Below are 17,958 nucleotides of genomic sequence, written 5' to 3'. Positions count from 1 at the left end.
AAAAAAACCCTTAAAAATGATATTAGGTTAATAATTGCCTTAATTTCTCTACCAAGGGATGCTTTTCACAATAACTAAATTCATCGAAAGCTTTAACCGGACGAATAGCTTGCAGTGTATTACAAATAAACAAAGCCTCTGCTTGCGCTAACATAGTTATAGTAACCTGACGCTCAAAGCAGGTTTTCTTTAATTTTTTGCAAATTTTTAAAATGCGACCTCGCGTGATGCCTGGTAAAATGTTACAGGATAAAGGTGGGGTAATAAGTTGCTCATTAATAATTAGAAAAATATTGGCGATAGTCGTTTCTAGGGCAAAATTATCTAGGCTGAAAAATAACGCATCCTCTGCGCCTTTTTCTTGGGCATAGCGATAAGCCATAATTGCTTCAAGGTAATTAATTGATTTAACTCTATAAATGGGATTATTACTGTCACGAAGCCAAGGTGCCTTAGTAAGAATTATTGGCGCATCATTAGGTATATAGTTGAACGCTTCTAAAAAAAGGTATGGGGTTTGGCCTATAGCATTTAAACCTCTTGGCGCACTGCCACCACTTAAAACAGCTTTAATACCACCATTTTTAAGATTTACTGCTTTAATATAAAGGGAAAGATTAGCCAGCCAATCGTTTAAAGAAAGGTAAAATGGAATCCTTAAAAATTTAGCAGCATAACTAAGCCTTTGCCAATGAAGCTTCGCATAGCAAGGCTCACCATGTAAAACCTTTACTGTTTCAAAAAGTCCTTCACCTAATAAGAGACGGTCATGACTTGTAAAGCTTATGCCATTATCTTGTCTTTGAAAGACAATGTTTAAAGACATGGTTTAATAATCTACAAAATCATCAAGCTCATCACGAAGACGCTTCTCTTCTAAAACTTGTTCAAGACGACGTCTAGCATCCAAAACAGTATTTTTAGATGGCATGTCTTCCGAATCAATAGGGACCGTGTCATCTGCACTAAATACTTCTTCCATTAGATCATCATCTTCATCAAATAAATCACTCATTACTTTCTCTCATTAGCTAATTGAATAACTTTAATAAGTTTGACCGATATAGGCTAGGCACGTCTTTGAGTATTTATTTTATTTAAAAGCAATCACTTACTTTAAGTTAGCTTAACCTTAAATATTAAAACATACCTGCTCAATATAGATTGATATGTAAGCTTAATGTCTAGCAATCTTTTATTGCAATTATCAACACATTGCTAGAACGGCTATATACAACATTTTTTGTAAGATGCCTAGATAGTTAAGCAAAAAAAATGAAATCTTAAATACTTGTATATAATTACCAAATCAAGTCATAATCAGCGCTCGTTAGTATGCTAAACGAACGTTATCCCATAAATGTGTAGCATTTATATGGGATCCTGATTATAAAAGATGAATTAATTCAATCTTACGCTCACTTTTTAACTATGGCAGATCGATTTAAACAAATTCTCCGCAATACAAATTGCGCAATAAGGGGAAAACTACCACGTCATTATCAAATAGCAGCTTCCGAAAAGGTATATGCCCACATTCGTCATCTTAAACAGTATCGTTATGCTAAGCGAATTGCTTTATACCAGGCTCATAGGGGAGAAATTACGCTTCATCACTTATGGAAAACCGCCCCCTTGCAGGGAAAATTTTGCTATTTTCCAGTTGTTAATCAAGAACAAAAGCTTTTATTTTTGCCAGCCACTCCAGCTACGCCTTTCAAAAAAAATCGTTATGGTATTCTTGAGCCGGATGTTGATTTAACTCATGCGATTGCACCTAAAGATTTAGATTTAATATTTTTACCTTTAGTGGCTTTTGATGAACATGGCACACGTTTAGGTATGGGCGCAGGCTATTACGATCGTACGTTGGCTAATGGAGAAGATAACCCCTTACTTATTGGTGTTGCCTATGATTTCCAGCGCCAGCCTTTTATAGCACCCCAAGAATGGGATGTCCCCTTAGCAGCAGTTATTACACCAAATCATATTTACTGGAGTAAAAATGAATAATTATTGGTTAATGAAATCTGAACCTACTTGTTTCAGTATTGATGACCTTTATCATGCACCAGAAAAAACAACACATTGGGATGGTGTTCGTAATTACCAAGCCCGTAATTTCATGCGTGATAAAATGACCATAGGCGACTTAGTCTTTTTTTATCATTCTAATTGTGACATACCAGGTATCGTTGGAATTGCTGAAGTAAGCAGTCAAGCTTATCCTGACCATACCGCTTTTGACCCTTTTAGTGACCACCCTGATCCTAAAAGCACACTAGAGAACCCACGCTGGTTTATGGTAGACATCACCTTTAAAGAAAAATTTAATCAAACCATTTCCTTAAGCCAATTAAAACAATACCCAGAGCTTACTAATATGCCGCTGCTGCGCAAAGGCAATCGCTTATCTGTCATGCCAGTTAGCCAAGCAGAATGGTTATTTATTAATTCGCAACTACGTTAATCATTAGACCTCTTGCATAGCTAGTAGATTTTTTTAGTGCCAGGGGTCTTATAATAATTACCCAAGTGCATCTTCCCCTACCTCACCTGTACGCACACGCACAACTTGCTGAAGATCATAAACAAAGATTTTCCCATCCCCTATTTTACCGGTGTAAGCTGCTTTGCAAATTGCATCAATAGCAGACTCAACCATATTATCTGGCAGAGCAAGTTCAATTTTTATTTTAGGTAAAAAATCAACCACATACTCTGCACCGCGATAGAGCTCAGTATGCCCTCGTTGTCTGCCAAACCCACGTGTCTCGGAAATAGTAATCCCTGGCACCCCTATCTCTATCAATGCCTCATGAACATCATCCAATTTAAATGGCTTAATAATTGCCGTAAGCATTTTCATAACATTCATCCTCATTTTATCTTTAACTGGAAAGTTTAAAAATCATTTAAATTCATTTCTCAGCTAAGGAATTCGTATTAAAATTAGTGACTGCTGTAGTATATTCTGTAAAATTAGCTAAAGGCTTAACTGTAAGGAATTTCATGCTGGATTCTAAACTATTCGATGAATTAACGAAAAAACTTTTTGCGGTACTGCCAAATAGCTTGCAAACAATTGAGCAAGAAACACGGCAAAAATTTAAAGACGTGTTACAAACAACCTTTGCGCGCCTGGACTTAGTGACACGTGAAGAATTTGACATTCAGCTTAAGGTGTTAGCACGCACACGTGAGAAACTCGAGCAATTACAAACACAAGTCGATGAATTAATTAAAAAGAATAATAAAAATGACGTAACTTAAGAACAGTTAACAATAACACCGTCCAACTTCATTTAAGGAAAAATATGAATTTTGCATGTAGTGCCACGCGTAGTGCGTTAGGCATTGACGCGCGTTTAGTGTCAGTCGAAGTGCATTTGTCCAATGGTTTACCTAGTTTTACCATGGTTGGCCTTGCTCAGACTGCTGTAAAAGAAAGTAAAGATCGCGTGCGTAGTGCCATTATCAATAGTCAATTTGAATTTCCCTGCCGTAAAATCACAGTTAATTTAGCACCAGCTGACTTACCAAAAGTTGGTAGCGGATTTGATTTACCCATTGCCATTGGAATTCTCGCTGCTTCTAAGCAGATTCCTAATGACAAGCTAATTAATCATGAATTTATTGGCGAACTTGCGTTAAGTGGAGAAATAAGACCTGTTCCTAGCGTTATTCCTATGATTATTGCTGCGATGCGTGAACAAAAAACAATGATTATTGCCGAAGCTAATGCAGCAGAAGCTGCCATTACCGGCTATGACAATATTTATACAGCAAGCTGTTTACGAGAAGTATGTCATTATCTTTGCCAAGAGATGCCGCTACAACCATTACCTACGCGCCCACTAAGTTTGCGTGAGGAAGAACTTGATTGGTCAGATATTAAAGGCCAATATCATGCTAAGAAAGCAATGATCATCGCTGCGGCAGGCGGACATAGTATTTTATTAAGTGGCCCTCCTGGTAGCGGTAAAACCATGCTTGCGAAGCGCTTTAAGTCACTGCTACCTGAGCTTTCAGAAGAACAAGCATTAGAATGTGCTGCTATTCATTCAATTCAAGGACGGCTTCCTAATTATCAGCTATGGTGTATTCCACCATTTCGGGCACCGCATCACACCGCCTCACCAGTATCTTTAGTAGGTGGCGGTAACCCACCTAAACCTGGCGAAATATCATTAGCTCATCATGGCGTGTTATTTCTTGATGAATTACCAGAATTTAGTAAACAAGTCTTAGAAACCCTGCGCGAACCGTTAGAATCTGGCAATATTTGTATTTCTAGAGCCGCAATTCAAGCTGAATTTCCAGCTCGATTTCAATTAATTGCAGCCATGAATCCCTGCCCTTGTGGCCACTGGGGGAATTCACAAGGTACCTGCCGTTGTACGCCAGATAGAATTAATCGCTATCTTGCTAAGTTATCCGGGCCATTGCTCGATAGAATCGATATGCATATACAAGTACAAGCCCTCAAGCCTGAAGAGCTTCTTAAACAGCATAGCGTTAATGAAATTAGCAGTAGTGAGATAAGAATAAAGGTAGAAAAAACTCGCCATTTACAATTAAAACGGCAAGGTGTGATTAACACTAATCTTTTAGTTAAGGATTGTGAGAAACTCTGTTATATCAATGAAAAAAAACAAAATTTCTTAAATCAAGCCATGGTAAAATTAAAACTATCGGGCCGTGCTTACCATCGATTATTAAAAGTCGCAAGAACAATAGCCGATTTAGAGGAACAAGAAGAAGTAACGCTAGACACTTTAAAGCAGGCCTTATCATTTAGGCAGACCTTGCAGGCACCATCTATTTAAATGTTTTTCATTAGATTTAAACATAGGATTTATTAGCATGGCGCTCGTCTTTGCGAGCGAAGCGAAGCAATCCAGGTCGGGTGTTATAAGTAGCACCGATCTGGATTGCTTCACCTTTACGGTGTAAAGGTTCGCAATGACGACTTACCAAAGGTTGAGTTAAGCACAGCAAGTAAATACTGTCTTTAAAAGCAAGCAAAATTTCATTAAAAGTTTTTGTGTTTTTTTAAGACAGCCTCTACTTGCTTTATCTAACTTAAGTCCGAAATACCGTGGCGTGTCTAAGGTATCCATACCCGTCAGTGCCACTTCACTGGATACCGCAGACACGCCGCGGTAATTCGATTGTGATTTATTTCATACTAAATAAACAAGCCTGGGCACGAAGTAAAACCCGGGTTCCGGCCCTATGGGCCTGCGCCTGAGCTACATTTTAATTTATTCACGCAACAATGCCATACGAGAAGTCCGAAATACCGTGGCTTGACCACGGTATCCATACCCGTCAGTGCCACTTCACTGGATACCGCAGACACGCCGCGGTAATTCGATTGTGATTTATTTCATACTAAATAAACAAGCCTGGGTGCGAAGTAAAACCCGGGTTCCAGCCCTATGGGCCTGCGCCTGAGCTACATTTTAATTTATCCACATAACAATGCCATACGAGAATGACAATGTTATTAAGATACTAAATTAATAAACTCTCTATAATGGCCATTCGCATAAAAACACCATTTGCTACTTGATGCAAAATAGCTGAATGCGGGCCATCAGCGACATCACTTTCAATTTCAACACCTCGATTTATAGGGCCAGGATGCATGACCATTACATCGTTTTTTGCATTACATAGGGCTTGTGAAGTTATGGCATAATTTGCGCGATAAACATCTAAGTCTATGCTTTCATCTTCAGTTAGCCGTTCGTTTTGAATGCGCAAACAGATAACCACATCTGCCTCAGCAAGACCATCCTTTAGAGAATTAGTCACCCTGCCATAGTGTACTTGGCTCGGTTGCCACATTGAAGGTGCAACTAATACTAATTCTTTAACACTCATTAATGCAAATAGGCATTGCAATGAGTTTGCTACGCGCGAATGACGTAAGTCACCGACAATAGCAATTTTAAGTTGCTCTAAATTCGGCTTATACTCCATAATGGTCATTAAATCTAACATCGCTTGGCTAGGATGCGCGTGCTTACCGTCACCAGCATTAATGATATGGATATTTGAATTAATATGTTCAGCTAGGTGCTGCTGTATGCCTTCTTGTTTATGACGAATCACAAATAAGTCAATACCCATAGCAGCCAACGTATGAATCGTATCTTCAATAATCTCGCCCTTCGCTTCAGAAGAAGCAGCTAAGGCAAGATTAACAGAGTAGATGGATAAGTGATTAGCCGCCAGCTCAAAACTTACCCGCGTACGCGTACTGTTTTCATAAAATAAATTGGCAAGCTTGTAGCTAGAAAAATTAGGATAATTACCTGTTTGCTTAAAGAGCATCGCTCGCTTTAGTAACCTTTCAATGTGAGAGGTGGTTAATTGACTAATTTCTAAAAAATGATTCATGGCTTATTTTCAATTTGCTGCAGCCATTGCTGTAAAATGATGCAAGCAGCAATACTATCAACTTGAGAAGCCTGAATCTTACGATATCCTCCTTCTTCAAACAAGTAAGCACGCGCTTCTATTGTAGATAAACGTTCATCTACTAAATGAACGGGTAAGTTAAACTGCTTTTCTAATTGCTTGGCAAACCTCTTTGCCGCTTTGGTTGTGTAGAGTTCACTTTCATCTATACAGGTAGGCAGCCCTACAATTAGGGCCTCAGGATGCCATTCTTTAATTAATTTTCGCAGTACCTCCCAGTTTGGAACGCCCTGGCTCGCCTGAATTGTTGCTAAAGGCCGCGCTGTTGCCGTAATTTTCTGCCCAACAGCCATGCCAATTCGTTTAAACCCAAAATCAAAACCTAGATAGACACCGGTCGGCATGCTTACTCCAATATTAGCAACTTATAAAACAAGTTATTTTAATACAATGCCAACTATTGGCAGCTTTGATTTTACCTTTTATTAAGCATGACCAACTGATGAGCTTAATTGAGACATTTTAATGCCTATCATTGAGCCTGCATACTCCCAGCGCTGGGTGAAAGGAACATCATACAATAGCTCAGGTTTATACGGGCAAACTAACCAAACATTTTCTTGCACTTCTTGCTCTAATTGGTTATCCGTCCAGCCAACATAACCTAAAGTAATTAAGGCATCTTGCGGGCCTGAGCCTTCTGCGATAGCACGTATAATATCATTAGATGTGGTTACCGTAACATCATTTTGTAAGGATAAACTAGAACGCCAGCCACCACTAGGGCGATGGATGACAAAGCCTCGTTCCGGTTGAATTGGTCCACCAAATAATAGAGGACGTTGGCTTTGTTCAGGCCGTGCGGGCAAGATATGTAGTTGCTCAAAGACCATGCTAAGGTAATATTCAGTTGGACGATTAATAATTAAGCCAACTGTACCTTGTGGATGGTGCTCACATACATAAATAACACTTCTTTCAAAATTAGGATCAGCTAAAGAAGGCATAGCGATTAACAAATGGTTAGCCAACGAAGTCTCTATTGTCATATCCCTCCTCCTAAAACCAATCAGTGTTGATTTAATTATATACTAATATATTAAAATAAAGTCATCTTAAGATTTAATTAGCTAAATAAAAGACTAATCACCAGGTTAGAAGCTAGTTTCTAAGCCGTCAGTAGCAAGACGAGGTCTGTCGAAAAAAAAATTTGCTAGGTATTTGTCTGGCAAAATTCCAATAACTTATTTTTACGCTTTATTTTTAAAGGACTATAATTGGATTATATTTAAGAAATAATGGCTTAAGCTAAATTTATTAAACATAATTGAATTTAGATTAATCCTTTTGTTAAAGGTGTGATTGTGGAAAATATTGATTTAAGTAAAAAAGATGTTTTTATTTTTCGAGCATTTGAATTTAATGAAGTTATTATTCTCACGATTATCTTAGGAATAATAGTTTGTTTAATTGCCCTTTATGTTTATGATAGGATTCAAAAATCCCACTCTGTGTTACGTAATTTCCCTATCCTTGGCCACTTCCGTTATATTTTTGAATTTTTTGGTGAATTTTTTCGTCAATACTTTTTTGCTGATGAGCGGGAAGAATTACCTTTTAACCGCGCGGAACGCTCCTGGGTGTATCGCGCGGCTAAAAATGTTGATACAACGATTGGCTTTGGTTCTACCCGCCCACTTCATATACCAGGAACAGTCTACTTCGTCAGTGCGCCTTTTCCGCCGCTCATTACTGAAGCTGCAATTAAACCGCTAACCATCGGTCCTTATTGTGAGCATCCGTATACTAGTAATCATATATTTAACATTTCAGCCATGAGTTATGGTGCAATTTCTAAGCCTGCTATCCAAGCGCTTTCCAGAGGGGCTAAAAAAGCAGGCTGCTGGCTTAATACAGGTGAAGGTGGTGTTTCACCTTATCACTTTGAAGGTGGGTGTGATTTAATTGTACAAATTGGCACCGCTAAATATGGGGTTCGTGATGAAAAAGGTAATTTGTCGGATAAAAAACTACGGGAGTTAGCGGCTCATCCCAATGTAAAAATGTTTGAAATAAAGCTTAGTCAAGGTGCAAAACCAGGTAAGGGCGGCATTTTACCAGCTGTTAAAGTGACACCTGAAGTGGCTCAGATACGCGGTATCCCGCCCCATCAAGACTCAATTAGTCCTAATCGCCATACTGATATTGCTAATGTAGAAGAGCTTTTAGATGCCATTGAGCATATAAGGAAAATTACAGGTAAACCGGTTGGCTGCAAATTTGTTCTAGGGAGTTATGAATGGCTTCATGATTTATGTTTAGCAATTCACAAACGAGGTACTCATCATGCACCGGATTTTATTACCCTCGATAGTGCTGATGGTGGCACAGGCGCATCGCCGCAAGGTTTAATGGACTATATGGGAATCCCTATTCAAGAATCATTACCCAAATTAGTTGATATTCTTATTTTATATAATTTACGCAAACGAATTGTTGTTATTGCCAGTGGTAAGATGATTACTCCCGCTACCGTCGCTTTTTCATTATGCGCTGGGGCCGATTTTGTTAATTCAGCAAGAGGCTTTATGTTTGCTCTAGGTTGTATTCAATCTTTAAAATGCCATAAAAATACTTGCCCTACAGGCATTGCAACCCATAATCCTAATTTACAACGTGGGCTGGTTATAGAAGATAAAGCAGAACGTGTTTTTCATTATGCCAATAACATGGCCCATGAAGTGGCTATCATCTGCCATTCCTGCGGTGTTGATGAGCCCAGGCAGTTGCAAAGGCGTCATGCCCGAATCGTTCGAGAAGATGGGTTTTCCATTTCCTTAGCCGAAATGTTTCCTGATCAGCAACCATTAGATCAATATTTATAATTAGGCAACTAGTTTAAATTTTCTGATGCTTATTTTTTTTCAAGTCAGCTTAAATTTTTTATTTCTTTATTAAAAAAAAGCAGTTGTTAATTAATAATTTAGAAAAATCATCTAAAAACTATTGTGGGTTATAACCTTTTGCGCTATGTTGAATTAACCCCATATAAATGGGCTAACAATTGTCATTTAAGGACGAATGCAATGGCCAGCTGATTACTTCAGCCGACGATTGATAAGCTTTAGCAAAAGGAGGATTCATGGCTACAGGCGAAGTCAAATGGTTTAACAATGCCAAAGGGTGGGGATTTATTATACCTGAGGGTGGTGGTGAAGACATTTTTGTTCATTTTTCTGCTATTCATGGTACTGGCTATAAAACGCTAAACCCAGGCCAAATTGTAAGTTATGATTTAGTGAAAGGTGAACGCGGATTGCATGCGGCAAATGTAGTTGTCACCGCCGAAGAAAGAGAGCAAGAGCCTGTTTAAGGCTCAGCTGTCTCTTAAATGTCAGGCTAATAAATTTGCTAACATTTAAAATGCGCCTATAGGTCCCTTACTGACAGTAACTTCACCTTAATTTCTTATAAATTCCTGCAAAAATTACTCTAATGTATTATTATACCCATTATTTTATTTTTAAGTTATTTAGATGAAAAATGGTTTACTGTTAATTAATTTAGGTACGCCTAACTCGCCTAATACAACTGATGTGCGCCGCTATTTACGAGAATTTCTGGCTGACAAGCGTGTAATCAACTTAAGCGCCCCGCTAAGATATCTTCTACTCTACCTGTTCATTCTTCCTTTCAGACCAAAACAGTCTGCGCACGCTTACCAAGCCATTTGGACAGAAGAAGGCTCACCTTTATTAATTAATCATCAACGACTGATGGCTAAGTTAAAAACCAAATTAAACTATACTCAGGTAGCTTTGGCCATGCAGTATGGCAAGCCTTCAATCAATGAAGCATTAGAAGAACTGCAACAATGTACCCATCTCACTATATTACCCCTTTACCCACAATACTCTTCGGCGGCGACAGGGGCAGCTTTGGAAAAAACGCTTAAGCTTTTAGCAAAGAATCCTACTCATCCATCCCTGCAAGTTATTAGCGATTTTTATTGTCATCCTAGTTTCATTACTGCCCAAGCAGCCCTCATTAAGCCTCATATTAATAACCATGATTATATATTATTTAGCTATCATGGTATTCCTGAACGACATTTAACAGCCATCGGCTGTCAATCTATTTGTAAAACCTGCCCCCCAGCCAAATTAGCTAACCCTGTCTGCTATAAGGCACAGTGTCAACAAACCACCCAAGAATTAGTACAAGCGCTTTCTTTACCTGCTGATAAATTTAGTATGGCCTTTCAATCTCGTTTAGGAAAAACACCTTGGATTAAACCTTATACTGATTACGTTTTATCTGAACTTCGCAGCCAAGGAGTAAAGCGCCTTGCGGTTGTTTGTCCTTCATTTGTAGCAGACTGTTTAGAAACACTTGAAGAAATAGGCATAAGGGCACGTGAACAGTGGCTTGCCGCAGGAGGAGAAGTATTTACTTTAATTCCCTGTCTTAATGATTCTGAGCAGTGGGCCGAAGCGATTATGGACATTTGCCATTTGCAATAAGTGGCTCAACTATCATAATAGTACCTTCAATGGCTACAATTTTAACCTTGGTACCGGCTGGTAGCTCAGGGCCTTTAACAAACCAAGGCGCATCATTAATACGAACAACGCCTCTGCCGTCTTTAATCGGTTCAACTAAGGTAACCGTTTGATCTAGCATGCTATGAAAAGGCTTATTCATGAACGACGGATCTTTAGCAGTTCGTTTTTTTAAAACAAGCCACCAAGCAATAGCGAATACAATACATAATAAAGAAAAATAAATAAGTTGCCACTGCCAACCTATACTAAAAACCCAGGTTATTATCCCAGTCGCTGCCGCTGCCATACCTAAAGCTACTAGAAACCCAGCAGCTCCTAATGTTTCAGCAATGATTAGAATGAGCGCTAAAGCCAACCAATGCCAATATAATAGATTCCACATACATTCCTATTCCTTAGAGGAGTTTACATTCTTAAAAAGCTCGGTCATGCCGGCTAATGAACCAATGATACTTGAGGCTTCAATAGGCATTAATACCATTTTACTATTTTGCGCCATACCAATCCCTTTTAACGCTTCGACATATTTCTCAGCAATAAAATAATTAATAGCATTCATATCGCCCTTTGCAATTGCCTCAGAAACCATGCGTGTTGCATTAGCATCAGCTTGTGCGGTTCTCTCACGTGCTTCAGCTTCTAAAAATGCTTCTTGCCTGGCTGCCTCAGCGCGCAAGATTTGTCCTTGTTTATCGCCCTCAGCTCTTAAAATCTCAGCTTGACGATGACCTTCAGCTGCTAAAATAGCGGCTCTCTTGTCCCGTTCTGCTTTCATTTGATTAGCCATCGCATCTACTAAATCCTGGGGCGGCCTAATATCACGAATTTCAATACGAGTAACTTTTACGCCCCAAGGATTAGTGGCTAAATCGACAATATGCATTAAGCGGCTGTTAATTTCATCACGTTGGCTTAACATAGAATCTAATTCCAACGAACCTAAAACAGTACGAATATTAGTCATTGTTAAGTTGCGAATAGCATGCTCCAAATCATCAACCTGATAAGCAGACTTTGCTGTATCAATAATTTGGAAGAAACAAACAGCATCAATGGTAACCATTGCATTATCAGAAGAAATGACTTCTTGTGGTGGAATATCTAAAACGCGCTCGCGCATATTCACTTTATAAGTCACGCGATCAATAAAAGGAATAATCAATCCAAGGCCTGGGTGCAAGGTGTGTGTATAACGGCCAAAGCGCTCAACAGTCCATTCTTCAGACTGCGGCACCACTTTAACACCTGCTAATACAAATGCTATAGCAAATATTGCCAGTAAAATAAGGGTAATTAACGATTCCACAAGTTACTCCATTTAATTAGCATCACAATTAAAAACAATCTTATATTAATTGGCCTTTAATCTTAATTCTATCTAAATACTGCACATTTTCTGCTAGCAAGACGCAAATTATATCATCACTTTTATAGTGAACTTACGTTAATTATATGCCTGAAAACATGCTTAATAGACTATGTCCTTTTTTCCTATTCATTATTATAAGCTTATAGTCGAGACCTGAAATTATTGCAAAACCCTTTTTTTATGCTATAGAAATTAATAACAAAAATATTTGGAGCAAATATGGCTAACAAGCAATTTGCTGATAGGCTTAATAAAGAATTAGATAATATAGGCGTTCCTTTATTAAATAATGAGCGAGTTGAAGTCTTTGCCAAATTATTAAAGGTGCCTAAATTTAAAGCTGAAGCTTTTTTAAATGGCGCAGCTATCCCAGATTCTAATTTATTAGCTATCTTAGCCGATGAGCTAGAAGTAAGTGCAGATTGGTTACTCGGGAAAAGTGAGCAAAAAAAATCATAATCTTTCTAACCTACCCTTGAAATCTTTGTTTAGAGCTCTTTGGTTTAGCATGCTTTTCAATATATTGGATAATTTTACCGGCAATATTAACATTTGTAGCCTTTTCTATGCCTTCAAGCCCTGGCGATGAGTTGATTTCAAGAATCAGGGGCCCATGCCTTGAACGAATTAAATCCACACCTGCCACTTTTAAGCCCATGGTTTTGGCAGCGCCCACAGCAATAGCACGTTCTGGAGGTGTTAAGGCTACTTTAATTGCTTTTCCTCCTTGATGAACATTCGCTCTAAACTCTCCTTCTTTTGCTTGACGCTTAACAGAAGCAATGACTTTATCGCCTATAACAAAACACCTGATGTCGGTGCCTCTAGATTCTTCAATAAATTCCTGCACTAAAATATTAGCAGACATCTCTTTGAAGGCATTAATAATACTCACGGCAGCTTGATGACTATCAGCCAAAATCACGCCTTTTCCTTGTGTTCCTTCTAATAATTTAATGACCAGTGGTGCACCGCCGACCATCCTGATTAAATCTTCAGTATCGTCAGGCGACTGAGCAAAGCTTGTAAGGGGCATAGGCAGCCCTTTTCGTGCTAATAATTGCAAAGCACGAAATTTATCCCTTGATCTAGAAATAGCAATTGACTCGTTTAAAGCATACATACCCATGGTTTCCATATGCCTAAGTACAGCTGTGCCATAGTAGGTGATAGAAGCACCGATACGCGGAATGACTGCATCATATTGGGGTAAAGGCTCACCGCCCCGATAATGTACTTTAGGGCAAGATGAAGCAACATTCATATAGCAATAAAGCGGGTTAATAATACTAACTTCATGCCCAGCCTCCTCTCCTGCTTGTTTTAACCGTTGGTGTGAATATAAATTAGGATTAGTGGCTAAAATCGCAATTCTCATAACAATTGGTTCCTAAATAATTTTATTGCGGGCACGACCACAAATTCATTCCTGCTTTTCAGTGCTCAACTTTCACCAATTAATAGTGATCAAATCAAAAGATTTGTTAACATCCATTTATAAGCTAAGTATAGCTTGGCTCACTTCTATAAATGTTGTTTAAGAAGATGTTAGCCAAGTTAAAGTAAGCAAAGAAAGTATTATGTCTTGATCAGTAAAGCCAAATTATATCCTTTTATTAACTAAAAAAGGATATAATTCTTCCATTGATGTAAGCTAATTAGCTAAAGTTGTTTAGCCCACTAAAAGTTGATAATCCTTAGCAAGCAAATTAGCTTGATGTGGTGTTGTAAAAAACGCACGTAATTCACCTTTGGGATTAAATAACATGACTGCCCCGCTATGCTGCATATCATAATTTTTATTATCTTTAGCGTTAGGTAGGATTACTTTACTATACGCTATACCCATTTCACGCGTCATTTTCTTTACTTTATCCTCATCCCCACGAGCTCCATAAAAGTGAGAATCGAATGTAGAGACATAATTTTTTAATGTATCTAATGAGTCTCTGTTTGGATCAATAGAAATCATCACTACCTGCGGCAACGGTTTAACGCCCTCATGCTCAAGTATATGGTACATTTTTGCCAATTCACTCATTGTTGTTGGGCATAAGTAACCACAATTTGTAAACCCAAAGAACACCATGGTCCATTTACCTTGTAAGCTCTTGTTGTTAAAAGGCTGATTATCCACGCCAACCAAGTTGAATTGTTCAACCCCCCGCGGCTTTTGTAATAAAGTCCCATGAAATTGGCTAGGATCTATTTTTTTCTCAGCCTGAGTATATTGTGATAAAGCCATGCCAGCTATTAAAGCGACAAAAGCAAATATACCACCCAATACAACTACTTTAGTTTTTTTCATTAACGTTATGCTCCTCTATGCTTAGCATCTAATTCAGTCAGGATATACCCTCAGAAATTTAAACGGTATAGTGATCAAATAATAAGAAAATAAATAACATCATTAGGTAGATGATAGAAAATCGAAAAGTACCCATAGCTATACTAGGTTTTTCCTGCAAATAAAGGCGAATAGCCCAATATAAAAAGCGCCCTCCCAATAAAAGTGCTCCAATTAAATATAATTTACCGCTCATACCAATGATAAATGGCAATACACTGACGGTTAAGAGTAGAATCGTATACAGTAATATATTTAACTTAGTAAATCTTACCCCGTGCGTAACAGGTAGCATAGGAATAGCTGCATGCCTATATTCTTCAAGCCGATAAATTGCCAATGCCCAAAAATGGGGCGGAGTCCAGGTAAATATAATTAAAACCAATAATAGCGCTTCAGGGTCTAGCTGATTGGTAATAGCTATCCATCCCAGCAAGGGGGGAGCGGCACCCGCTAAACCTCCAATAACAATATTTTGTGGCGTGGCACGCTTAAGATAACCTGTGTAAATACCTGCATAGCCAATGAGGGTAATAAATGTCATGACCGCTGTTAGCTTATTGACGAAAGCGATTAAAATACCTAAACCAATAACGCCTAGCAGGAATGCAAAATAGCAGGCTTGCTTAACAGAAACCCTCCCTTGGGCTACTGGCCTTTTATTAGTGCGCTGCATGAGCGCATCAATGCGTTTATCTACTAAATGATTAATTGCAGCAGCACTGCCTGCACAACAACCAATCCCGACTAACGTTGCAAGTAAAGTCGGCATAGGCACCCAGCCAGGAGCAGCCAAATACATTCCTACTACAACAGTCAGTAGCATCAAAGCAACAACGCGTGGTTTACATAATTCTAAATAGTCACGCCATACAATAGACAATACAGTTGACCCATTAGGAGACATCACTTACTCTCCTTTGAGTAAAATAAAGCAACGATAAGGAAGTTGCTAATAGTAATGCAGCAATGCCGTTATGTGCAACAGCAATACTAAGTGGTAGTAAGTAAATGACGTTTAATATACCTAAGGTAACTTGGACAAAAACCAATAATATAACCAACGTAGCAGTAATGCGTATTGCTTTATCTCTAATTTTTAACAATAAAAAAGTCGCCAAAGAAAGCATGTACAGGGTAACAATCAATGCACCTAAGCGATGAATAAATTGAATAGTAACCCTTATCTCATTTTCTAACAAACCGCCTTGATAATTAGCACCAACTGGTGAGAATAAATAAAAACCCTCGCTTAAATGTAATGGCGGCAGCCACGAACCATTGCACTGCGGAAAGCCTATACAAGCGATACCGGCATAATTAGCGCTTACCCAGCCCCCTAAAGCAATCTGACAAAACACTAAAACCACACCCAAACCAACCCAAAATTGCCACTTAGGGAAACGCTTAACAGGCGCTTTGACCTGAGTTAATTGCATTCTCAAGCATAACAGCAATGAGAAAATTACCATTCCTCCTAATAAATGAGCCATCACAACGATAGGTAATAATTTTAAGGTAACCGTCCACATGCCCAAGGCCGCTTGAAATAAGACAAGTAACATAAGTACTATAGGCAGAGCCTTAGTCTCGGCGTTATTATCATACCAAAGCTTTAGGTTATAAAATCCAATTGAAAAAATTAATAAAGCCAATAGACCAGCCGCATAACGATGCGCCATTTCAGTCCAGGCTTTACTTGCTTCAATAGGATTTTGTGGGTATTGTAATTGGGCCGCAGTTAACGCCTTTTCATTACTTGGTAAAACTAAATGCCCATAACACCCAGGCCAATCAGGACAGCCCAAACCCGCATTGGTTAACCGTGTAAAAGCGCCTAACATCACTACAATTAACGCAAGTATTGCTGCTAACGTTACGGCATAGCGCTGCAATTTTGTTATTTCTTTAAACATTACTTACCTTTTTCACTGGTAGTTAATAATTGTTGGATATCATGAAAAATATCTTCAGGCTTCGTTTTAGCTTCATAGGCTAACACTAAATAATTATTAGGATTAGCAATAAAAATTCGCATACGTTCATCAAGCAGTTTTTGTCGAGCTTGCTCTTCTTTAGAGAGTAAAAGTAAATGAATATTTTTCTCATGAAGTTCATCATTAAGTTGGCTTGGGAATTGGCTCTGCTTAGTTAGGACAATTAACTCATCAACATTTAATAAGCGCCTGCCTAAGGCCAGTCGGACACGAGCTAATTTATCAATTTGTTTTAAGCATTTTTTCTTACAATCATTAGGATTCCACAACACTAAACGCCATTTAGCGGGCCCAGGAGCTGTACCTAATAATTCGGGAGGATTTAGCAACTTACCTTTATTATTAAGAGATTGCCCTGGTAACCATTGCGGATGAGTGTAGAATACATAAGCCGCAACGCCAGGAAAAATAAATATTAAAATCAATATGACTAATACAATGTAGTTACCCTTACTTAATTTATTCATTCGTTTTCTTTACACTCAATCCAATAAAAATTAACCAAATTACTAACGCCATAGTAAACCACTGCAGCGCGTAAGCTTTATGGCGCGCCGGCGGCATAGAAACTATTGCCCACTCACGGACATAGCCACCTTCTTCTAATTTATCCAAGCGGATGATAAATGGATAAACAAATTTATGCAAAAATTGGCTAATCTGTGAAACATCTATTTGCTCTACCAGGGCTAGATTTGCAGATTTTACTTCCAAATTCTGCCCTAAAACCCAATTTTTAGAGGAAGGATAATAAACTTGCCCTGCTAATTGCAATTCCCCTTCTGGAAAAGAAACGGTCGGTAGATTACGTCTATTTAAATCACCTGGAAGCCATCCTCTATCAATCAATATGACCTTGCCATCAGCAAGCACCAAAGGCGTTAAAAGATTATAACCAAATTGATGCTGATGATGCTGATTATCTAATAAAAAATTTTGGGTAAGGTAATGTCCTTTAACTGTAATGCGTTGATATTGCTTAAGCTTAATACCTGGTTGCCATGTCAATGGTGGTTGCGTTGCTTGTTTTTGGAAAGCCGCAAGCATCAGGTTTTTTTCTTCTGCCCGCCTTAATTGCCACATACCTAAATAAATAAATAATGCGCTTATTAAAATAACGACTAATGCTAATAGCCAATTAGGGGTGAAACTACGATTAAAACACGTTAAACTGGCCATCTTTTTTCCTAATTGAGTAAATGCTAAAACAATTTAGTAAACTATCTGCTGTATTTACGATCACTTAAG

General features: G+C 38.4%; 22 protein-coding genes. 8 read left to right on the top strand and 14 right to left on the bottom strand.

Annotation, left to right across the window (positions count from 1 at the left end; translation table 11 throughout):
• Positions 1-22 precede the first annotated feature (22 nt).
• Both DYE47_RS03350 and DYE47_RS03345 read right to left on the bottom strand, forming a co-directional pair.
• The gene (locus DYE47_RS03350; protein ID WP_115301909.1) at positions 23-826 is read right to left on the bottom strand and encodes an aminotransferase class IV; all 804 of its coding nucleotides are present in this window, start codon (positions 824-826) and stop codon (positions 23-25) included.
• A gap of 3 nt (positions 827-829) precedes the next feature.
• Positions 830-1,015 carry a PA3496 family putative envelope integrity protein gene (locus DYE47_RS03345; RefSeq protein ID WP_115301908.1) on the bottom strand — a complete coding sequence of 62 codons (186 nt, stop codon included), beginning with the start codon at positions 1,013-1,015 and terminating at the stop codon, positions 830-832.
• A gap of 416 nt (positions 1,016-1,431) precedes the next feature.
• Here DYE47_RS03345 and DYE47_RS03340 point away from each other — a divergent pair, with 416 nt between their 5' ends.
• A complete protein-coding gene (locus DYE47_RS03340) occupies positions 1,432-2,013 on the top strand; it encodes a 5-formyltetrahydrofolate cyclo-ligase (RefSeq protein WP_115301907.1) in 582 nt (193 codons plus the stop codon).
• On the top strand, positions 2,006-2,470 hold the full coding sequence (locus DYE47_RS03335) for an EVE domain-containing protein (RefSeq protein WP_115301906.1): 465 nt from the start codon (positions 2,006-2,008) through the stop codon (positions 2,468-2,470). The genes DYE47_RS03340 and DYE47_RS03335 overlap by 8 nt, the downstream gene beginning before the upstream one ends.
• Before the next feature lie 57 nt (positions 2,471-2,527).
• Here DYE47_RS03335 and DYE47_RS03330 read toward each other — a convergent pair whose 3' ends face one another.
• A complete protein-coding gene (locus DYE47_RS03330) occupies positions 2,528-2,869 on the bottom strand; it encodes a P-II family nitrogen regulator (protein WP_115301905.1) in 342 nt (113 codons plus the stop codon).
• 143 nt (positions 2,870-3,012) lie between these two features.
• On the opposite strand from DYE47_RS03330, the gene DYE47_RS03325 reads away from it, so the two are divergent.
• Both DYE47_RS03325 and DYE47_RS03320 read left to right on the top strand, forming a co-directional pair.
• A complete protein-coding gene (locus DYE47_RS03325) occupies positions 3,013-3,273 on the top strand; it encodes an accessory factor UbiK family protein (protein WP_115301904.1) in 261 nt (86 codons plus the stop codon).
• A 44-nt stretch (positions 3,274-3,317) separates the two neighbouring features.
• The gene (locus DYE47_RS03320) at positions 3,318-4,829 is read left to right on the top strand and encodes a YifB family Mg chelatase-like AAA ATPase (protein ID WP_115301903.1); all 1,512 of its coding nucleotides are present in this window, start codon (positions 3,318-3,320) and stop codon (positions 4,827-4,829) included.
• Positions 4,830-5,520: 691 nt separating this feature from the next.
• Here the strand turns inward: DYE47_RS03320 and DYE47_RS03315 are convergent.
• The 3 genes from DYE47_RS03315 to DYE47_RS03305 all read right to left on the bottom strand — a co-directional run bounded on the left by DYE47_RS03315 (position 5,521) and on the right by DYE47_RS03305 (position 7,481).
• Complete coding sequence (locus DYE47_RS03315) at positions 5,521-6,411, bottom strand: aspartate carbamoyltransferase catalytic subunit (protein WP_115301902.1); 891 nt, start codon at positions 6,409-6,411, stop codon at positions 5,521-5,523.
• Positions 6,408-6,836 (bottom strand): Holliday junction resolvase RuvX, encoded by a 429-nt coding sequence (gene ruvX / locus DYE47_RS03310; protein WP_115301901.1) that lies wholly within the window; start codon positions 6,834-6,836, stop codon positions 6,408-6,410. Before ruvX ends, DYE47_RS03315 begins: the two co-directional genes overlap by 4 nt.
• A gap of 81 nt (positions 6,837-6,917) precedes the next feature.
• Entirely contained in the window at positions 6,918-7,481 is a 564-nt protein-coding gene (locus DYE47_RS03305; RefSeq protein WP_115301900.1) for a YqgE/AlgH family protein, read from the bottom strand.
• Between the two features lie 315 nt (positions 7,482-7,796).
• Between DYE47_RS03305 and DYE47_RS03300 the strand changes: the two genes are divergently transcribed.
• The 3 genes from DYE47_RS03300 to hemH all read left to right on the top strand — a co-directional run bounded on the left by DYE47_RS03300 (position 7,797) and on the right by hemH (position 10,955).
• Complete coding sequence (locus DYE47_RS03300) at positions 7,797-9,317, top strand: FMN-binding glutamate synthase family protein (protein WP_242604253.1); 1,521 nt, start codon at positions 7,797-7,799, stop codon at positions 9,315-9,317.
• 257 nt (positions 9,318-9,574) lie between these two features.
• Positions 9,575-9,805, top strand: a complete 231-nt coding sequence (locus tag DYE47_RS03295) for a cold-shock protein (RefSeq protein ID WP_115301899.1) — start codon at positions 9,575-9,577, stop codon at positions 9,803-9,805.
• A 163-nt stretch (positions 9,806-9,968) separates the two neighbouring features.
• On the top strand, positions 9,969-10,955 hold the full coding sequence (gene hemH, locus DYE47_RS03290; RefSeq protein ID WP_115301898.1) for a ferrochelatase: 987 nt from the start codon (positions 9,969-9,971) through the stop codon (positions 10,953-10,955).
• On the opposite strand, the gene DYE47_RS03285 is transcribed toward hemH, so the two are convergent.
• Together DYE47_RS03285 and DYE47_RS03280 are read right to left on the bottom strand one after the other, a co-directional pair.
• Entirely contained in the window at positions 10,930-11,379 is a 450-nt protein-coding gene (locus DYE47_RS03285; RefSeq protein ID WP_115301897.1) for an NfeD family protein, read from the bottom strand. The genes hemH and DYE47_RS03285 overlap by 26 nt on opposite strands.
• 6 nt (positions 11,380-11,385) lie before the next feature.
• Positions 11,386-12,303 (bottom strand): SPFH domain-containing protein, encoded by a 918-nt coding sequence (locus DYE47_RS03280; protein WP_115301896.1) that lies wholly within the window; start codon positions 12,301-12,303, stop codon positions 11,386-11,388.
• A 282-nt stretch (positions 12,304-12,585) separates the two neighbouring features.
• Here DYE47_RS03280 and DYE47_RS03275 point away from each other — a divergent pair, with 282 nt between their 5' ends.
• Positions 12,586-12,825, top strand: coding sequence for a hypothetical protein (locus tag DYE47_RS03275; RefSeq protein ID WP_115301895.1), 240 nt, complete (start codon positions 12,586-12,588; stop codon positions 12,823-12,825).
• 10 nt (positions 12,826-12,835) lie between these two features.
• Here the strand turns inward: DYE47_RS03275 and rimK are convergent, their stop codons facing one another.
• The 6 genes from rimK to DYE47_RS03245 form a co-directional block, all read right to left on the bottom strand.
• Entirely contained in the window at positions 12,836-13,744 is a 909-nt protein-coding gene (gene rimK, locus DYE47_RS03270; RefSeq protein ID WP_115301894.1) for a 30S ribosomal protein S6--L-glutamate ligase, read from the bottom strand.
• Between the two features lie 294 nt (positions 13,745-14,038).
• Complete coding sequence (locus tag DYE47_RS03265; protein WP_115301893.1) at positions 14,039-14,674, bottom strand: SCO family protein; 636 nt, start codon at positions 14,672-14,674, stop codon at positions 14,039-14,041.
• A 58-nt stretch (positions 14,675-14,732) separates the two neighbouring features.
• Complete coding sequence (gene cyoE / locus DYE47_RS03260; RefSeq protein ID WP_115301892.1) at positions 14,733-15,620, bottom strand: heme o synthase; 888 nt, start codon at positions 15,618-15,620, stop codon at positions 14,733-14,735.
• Positions 15,610-16,629 (bottom strand): COX15/CtaA family protein, encoded by a 1,020-nt coding sequence (locus DYE47_RS03255; protein WP_115301891.1) that lies wholly within the window; start codon positions 16,627-16,629, stop codon positions 15,610-15,612. Before DYE47_RS03255 ends, cyoE begins: the two co-directional genes overlap by 11 nt.
• Positions 16,629-17,177, bottom strand: a complete 549-nt coding sequence (locus DYE47_RS03250; RefSeq protein WP_115301890.1) for a hypothetical protein — start codon at positions 17,175-17,177, stop codon at positions 16,629-16,631. Before DYE47_RS03250 ends, DYE47_RS03255 begins: the two co-directional genes overlap by 1 nt.
• A complete protein-coding gene (locus DYE47_RS03245) occupies positions 17,170-17,889 on the bottom strand; it encodes an SURF1 family protein (protein ID WP_115301889.1) in 720 nt (239 codons plus the stop codon). The genes DYE47_RS03250 and DYE47_RS03245 overlap by 8 nt, the downstream gene beginning before the upstream one ends.
• Between the last annotated feature and the right edge of the window lie 69 nt (positions 17,890-17,958).

It is taken from the genome of Legionella beliardensis (assembly GCF_900452395.1).
GTDB lineage: Bacteria > Pseudomonadota > Gammaproteobacteria > Legionellales > Legionellaceae > Legionella_C > Legionella_C beliardensis.
Note: the sequence above shows the minus strand (reverse complement) of the source record. Positions and strands in the feature narration are given on the sequence as shown.

Excerpts from the sequence above, each read along its gene's own strand:
- DYE47_RS03350 (WP_115301909.1), bottom strand. The coding sequence starts at position 826 with ATGTCTTTAAACATTGTCTTTCAAAGACAAGATAATGGCATAAGCTTT.
- ruvX (WP_115301901.1), bottom strand. The coding sequence starts at position 6,836 with ATGCCGACCGGTGTCTATCTAGGTTTTGATTTTGGGTTTAAACGAATT.
- DYE47_RS03330 (WP_115301905.1), bottom strand. The coding sequence starts at position 2,869 with ATGAAAATGCTTACGGCAATTATTAAGCCATTTAAATTGGATGATGTT.
- DYE47_RS03255 (WP_115301891.1), bottom strand. The coding sequence starts at position 16,629 with ATGTTTAAAGAAATAACAAAATTGCAGCGCTATGCCGTAACGTTAGCA.
- DYE47_RS03320 (WP_115301903.1), top strand. The coding sequence starts at position 3,318 with ATGAATTTTGCATGTAGTGCCACGCGTAGTGCGTTAGGCATTGACGCG.
- cyoE (WP_115301892.1), bottom strand. The coding sequence starts at position 15,620 with ATGTCTCCTAATGGGTCAACTGTATTGTCTATTGTATGGCGTGACTAT.
- DYE47_RS03250 (WP_115301890.1), bottom strand. The coding sequence starts at position 17,177 with ATGAATAAATTAAGTAAGGGTAACTACATTGTATTAGTCATATTGATT.
- DYE47_RS03325 (WP_115301904.1), top strand. The coding sequence starts at position 3,013 with ATGCTGGATTCTAAACTATTCGATGAATTAACGAAAAAACTTTTTGCG.
- DYE47_RS03265 (WP_115301893.1), bottom strand. The coding sequence starts at position 14,674 with ATGAAAAAAACTAAAGTAGTTGTATTGGGTGGTATATTTGCTTTTGTC.
- DYE47_RS03245 (WP_115301889.1), bottom strand. The coding sequence starts at position 17,889 with ATGGCCAGTTTAACGTGTTTTAATCGTAGTTTCACCCCTAATTGGCTA.
- DYE47_RS03340 (WP_115301907.1), top strand. The coding sequence starts at position 1,432 with ATGGCAGATCGATTTAAACAAATTCTCCGCAATACAAATTGCGCAATA.
- hemH (WP_115301898.1), top strand. The coding sequence starts at position 9,969 with ATGAAAAATGGTTTACTGTTAATTAATTTAGGTACGCCTAACTCGCCT.
- DYE47_RS03305 (WP_115301900.1), bottom strand. The coding sequence starts at position 7,481 with ATGACAATAGAGACTTCGTTGGCTAACCATTTGTTAATCGCTATGCCT.
- DYE47_RS03345 (WP_115301908.1), bottom strand. The coding sequence starts at position 1,015 with ATGAGTGATTTATTTGATGAAGATGATGATCTAATGGAAGAAGTATTT.
- DYE47_RS03315 (WP_115301902.1), bottom strand. The coding sequence starts at position 6,411 with ATGAATCATTTTTTAGAAATTAGTCAATTAACCACCTCTCACATTGAA.
- DYE47_RS03275 (WP_115301895.1), top strand. The coding sequence starts at position 12,586 with ATGGCTAACAAGCAATTTGCTGATAGGCTTAATAAAGAATTAGATAAT.
- DYE47_RS03295 (WP_115301899.1), top strand. The coding sequence starts at position 9,575 with ATGGCTACAGGCGAAGTCAAATGGTTTAACAATGCCAAAGGGTGGGGA.
- DYE47_RS03335 (WP_115301906.1), top strand. The coding sequence starts at position 2,006 with ATGAATAATTATTGGTTAATGAAATCTGAACCTACTTGTTTCAGTATT.
- rimK (WP_115301894.1), bottom strand. The coding sequence starts at position 13,744 with ATGAGAATTGCGATTTTAGCCACTAATCCTAATTTATATTCACACCAA.
- DYE47_RS03285 (WP_115301897.1), bottom strand. The coding sequence starts at position 11,379 with ATGTGGAATCTATTATATTGGCATTGGTTGGCTTTAGCGCTCATTCTA.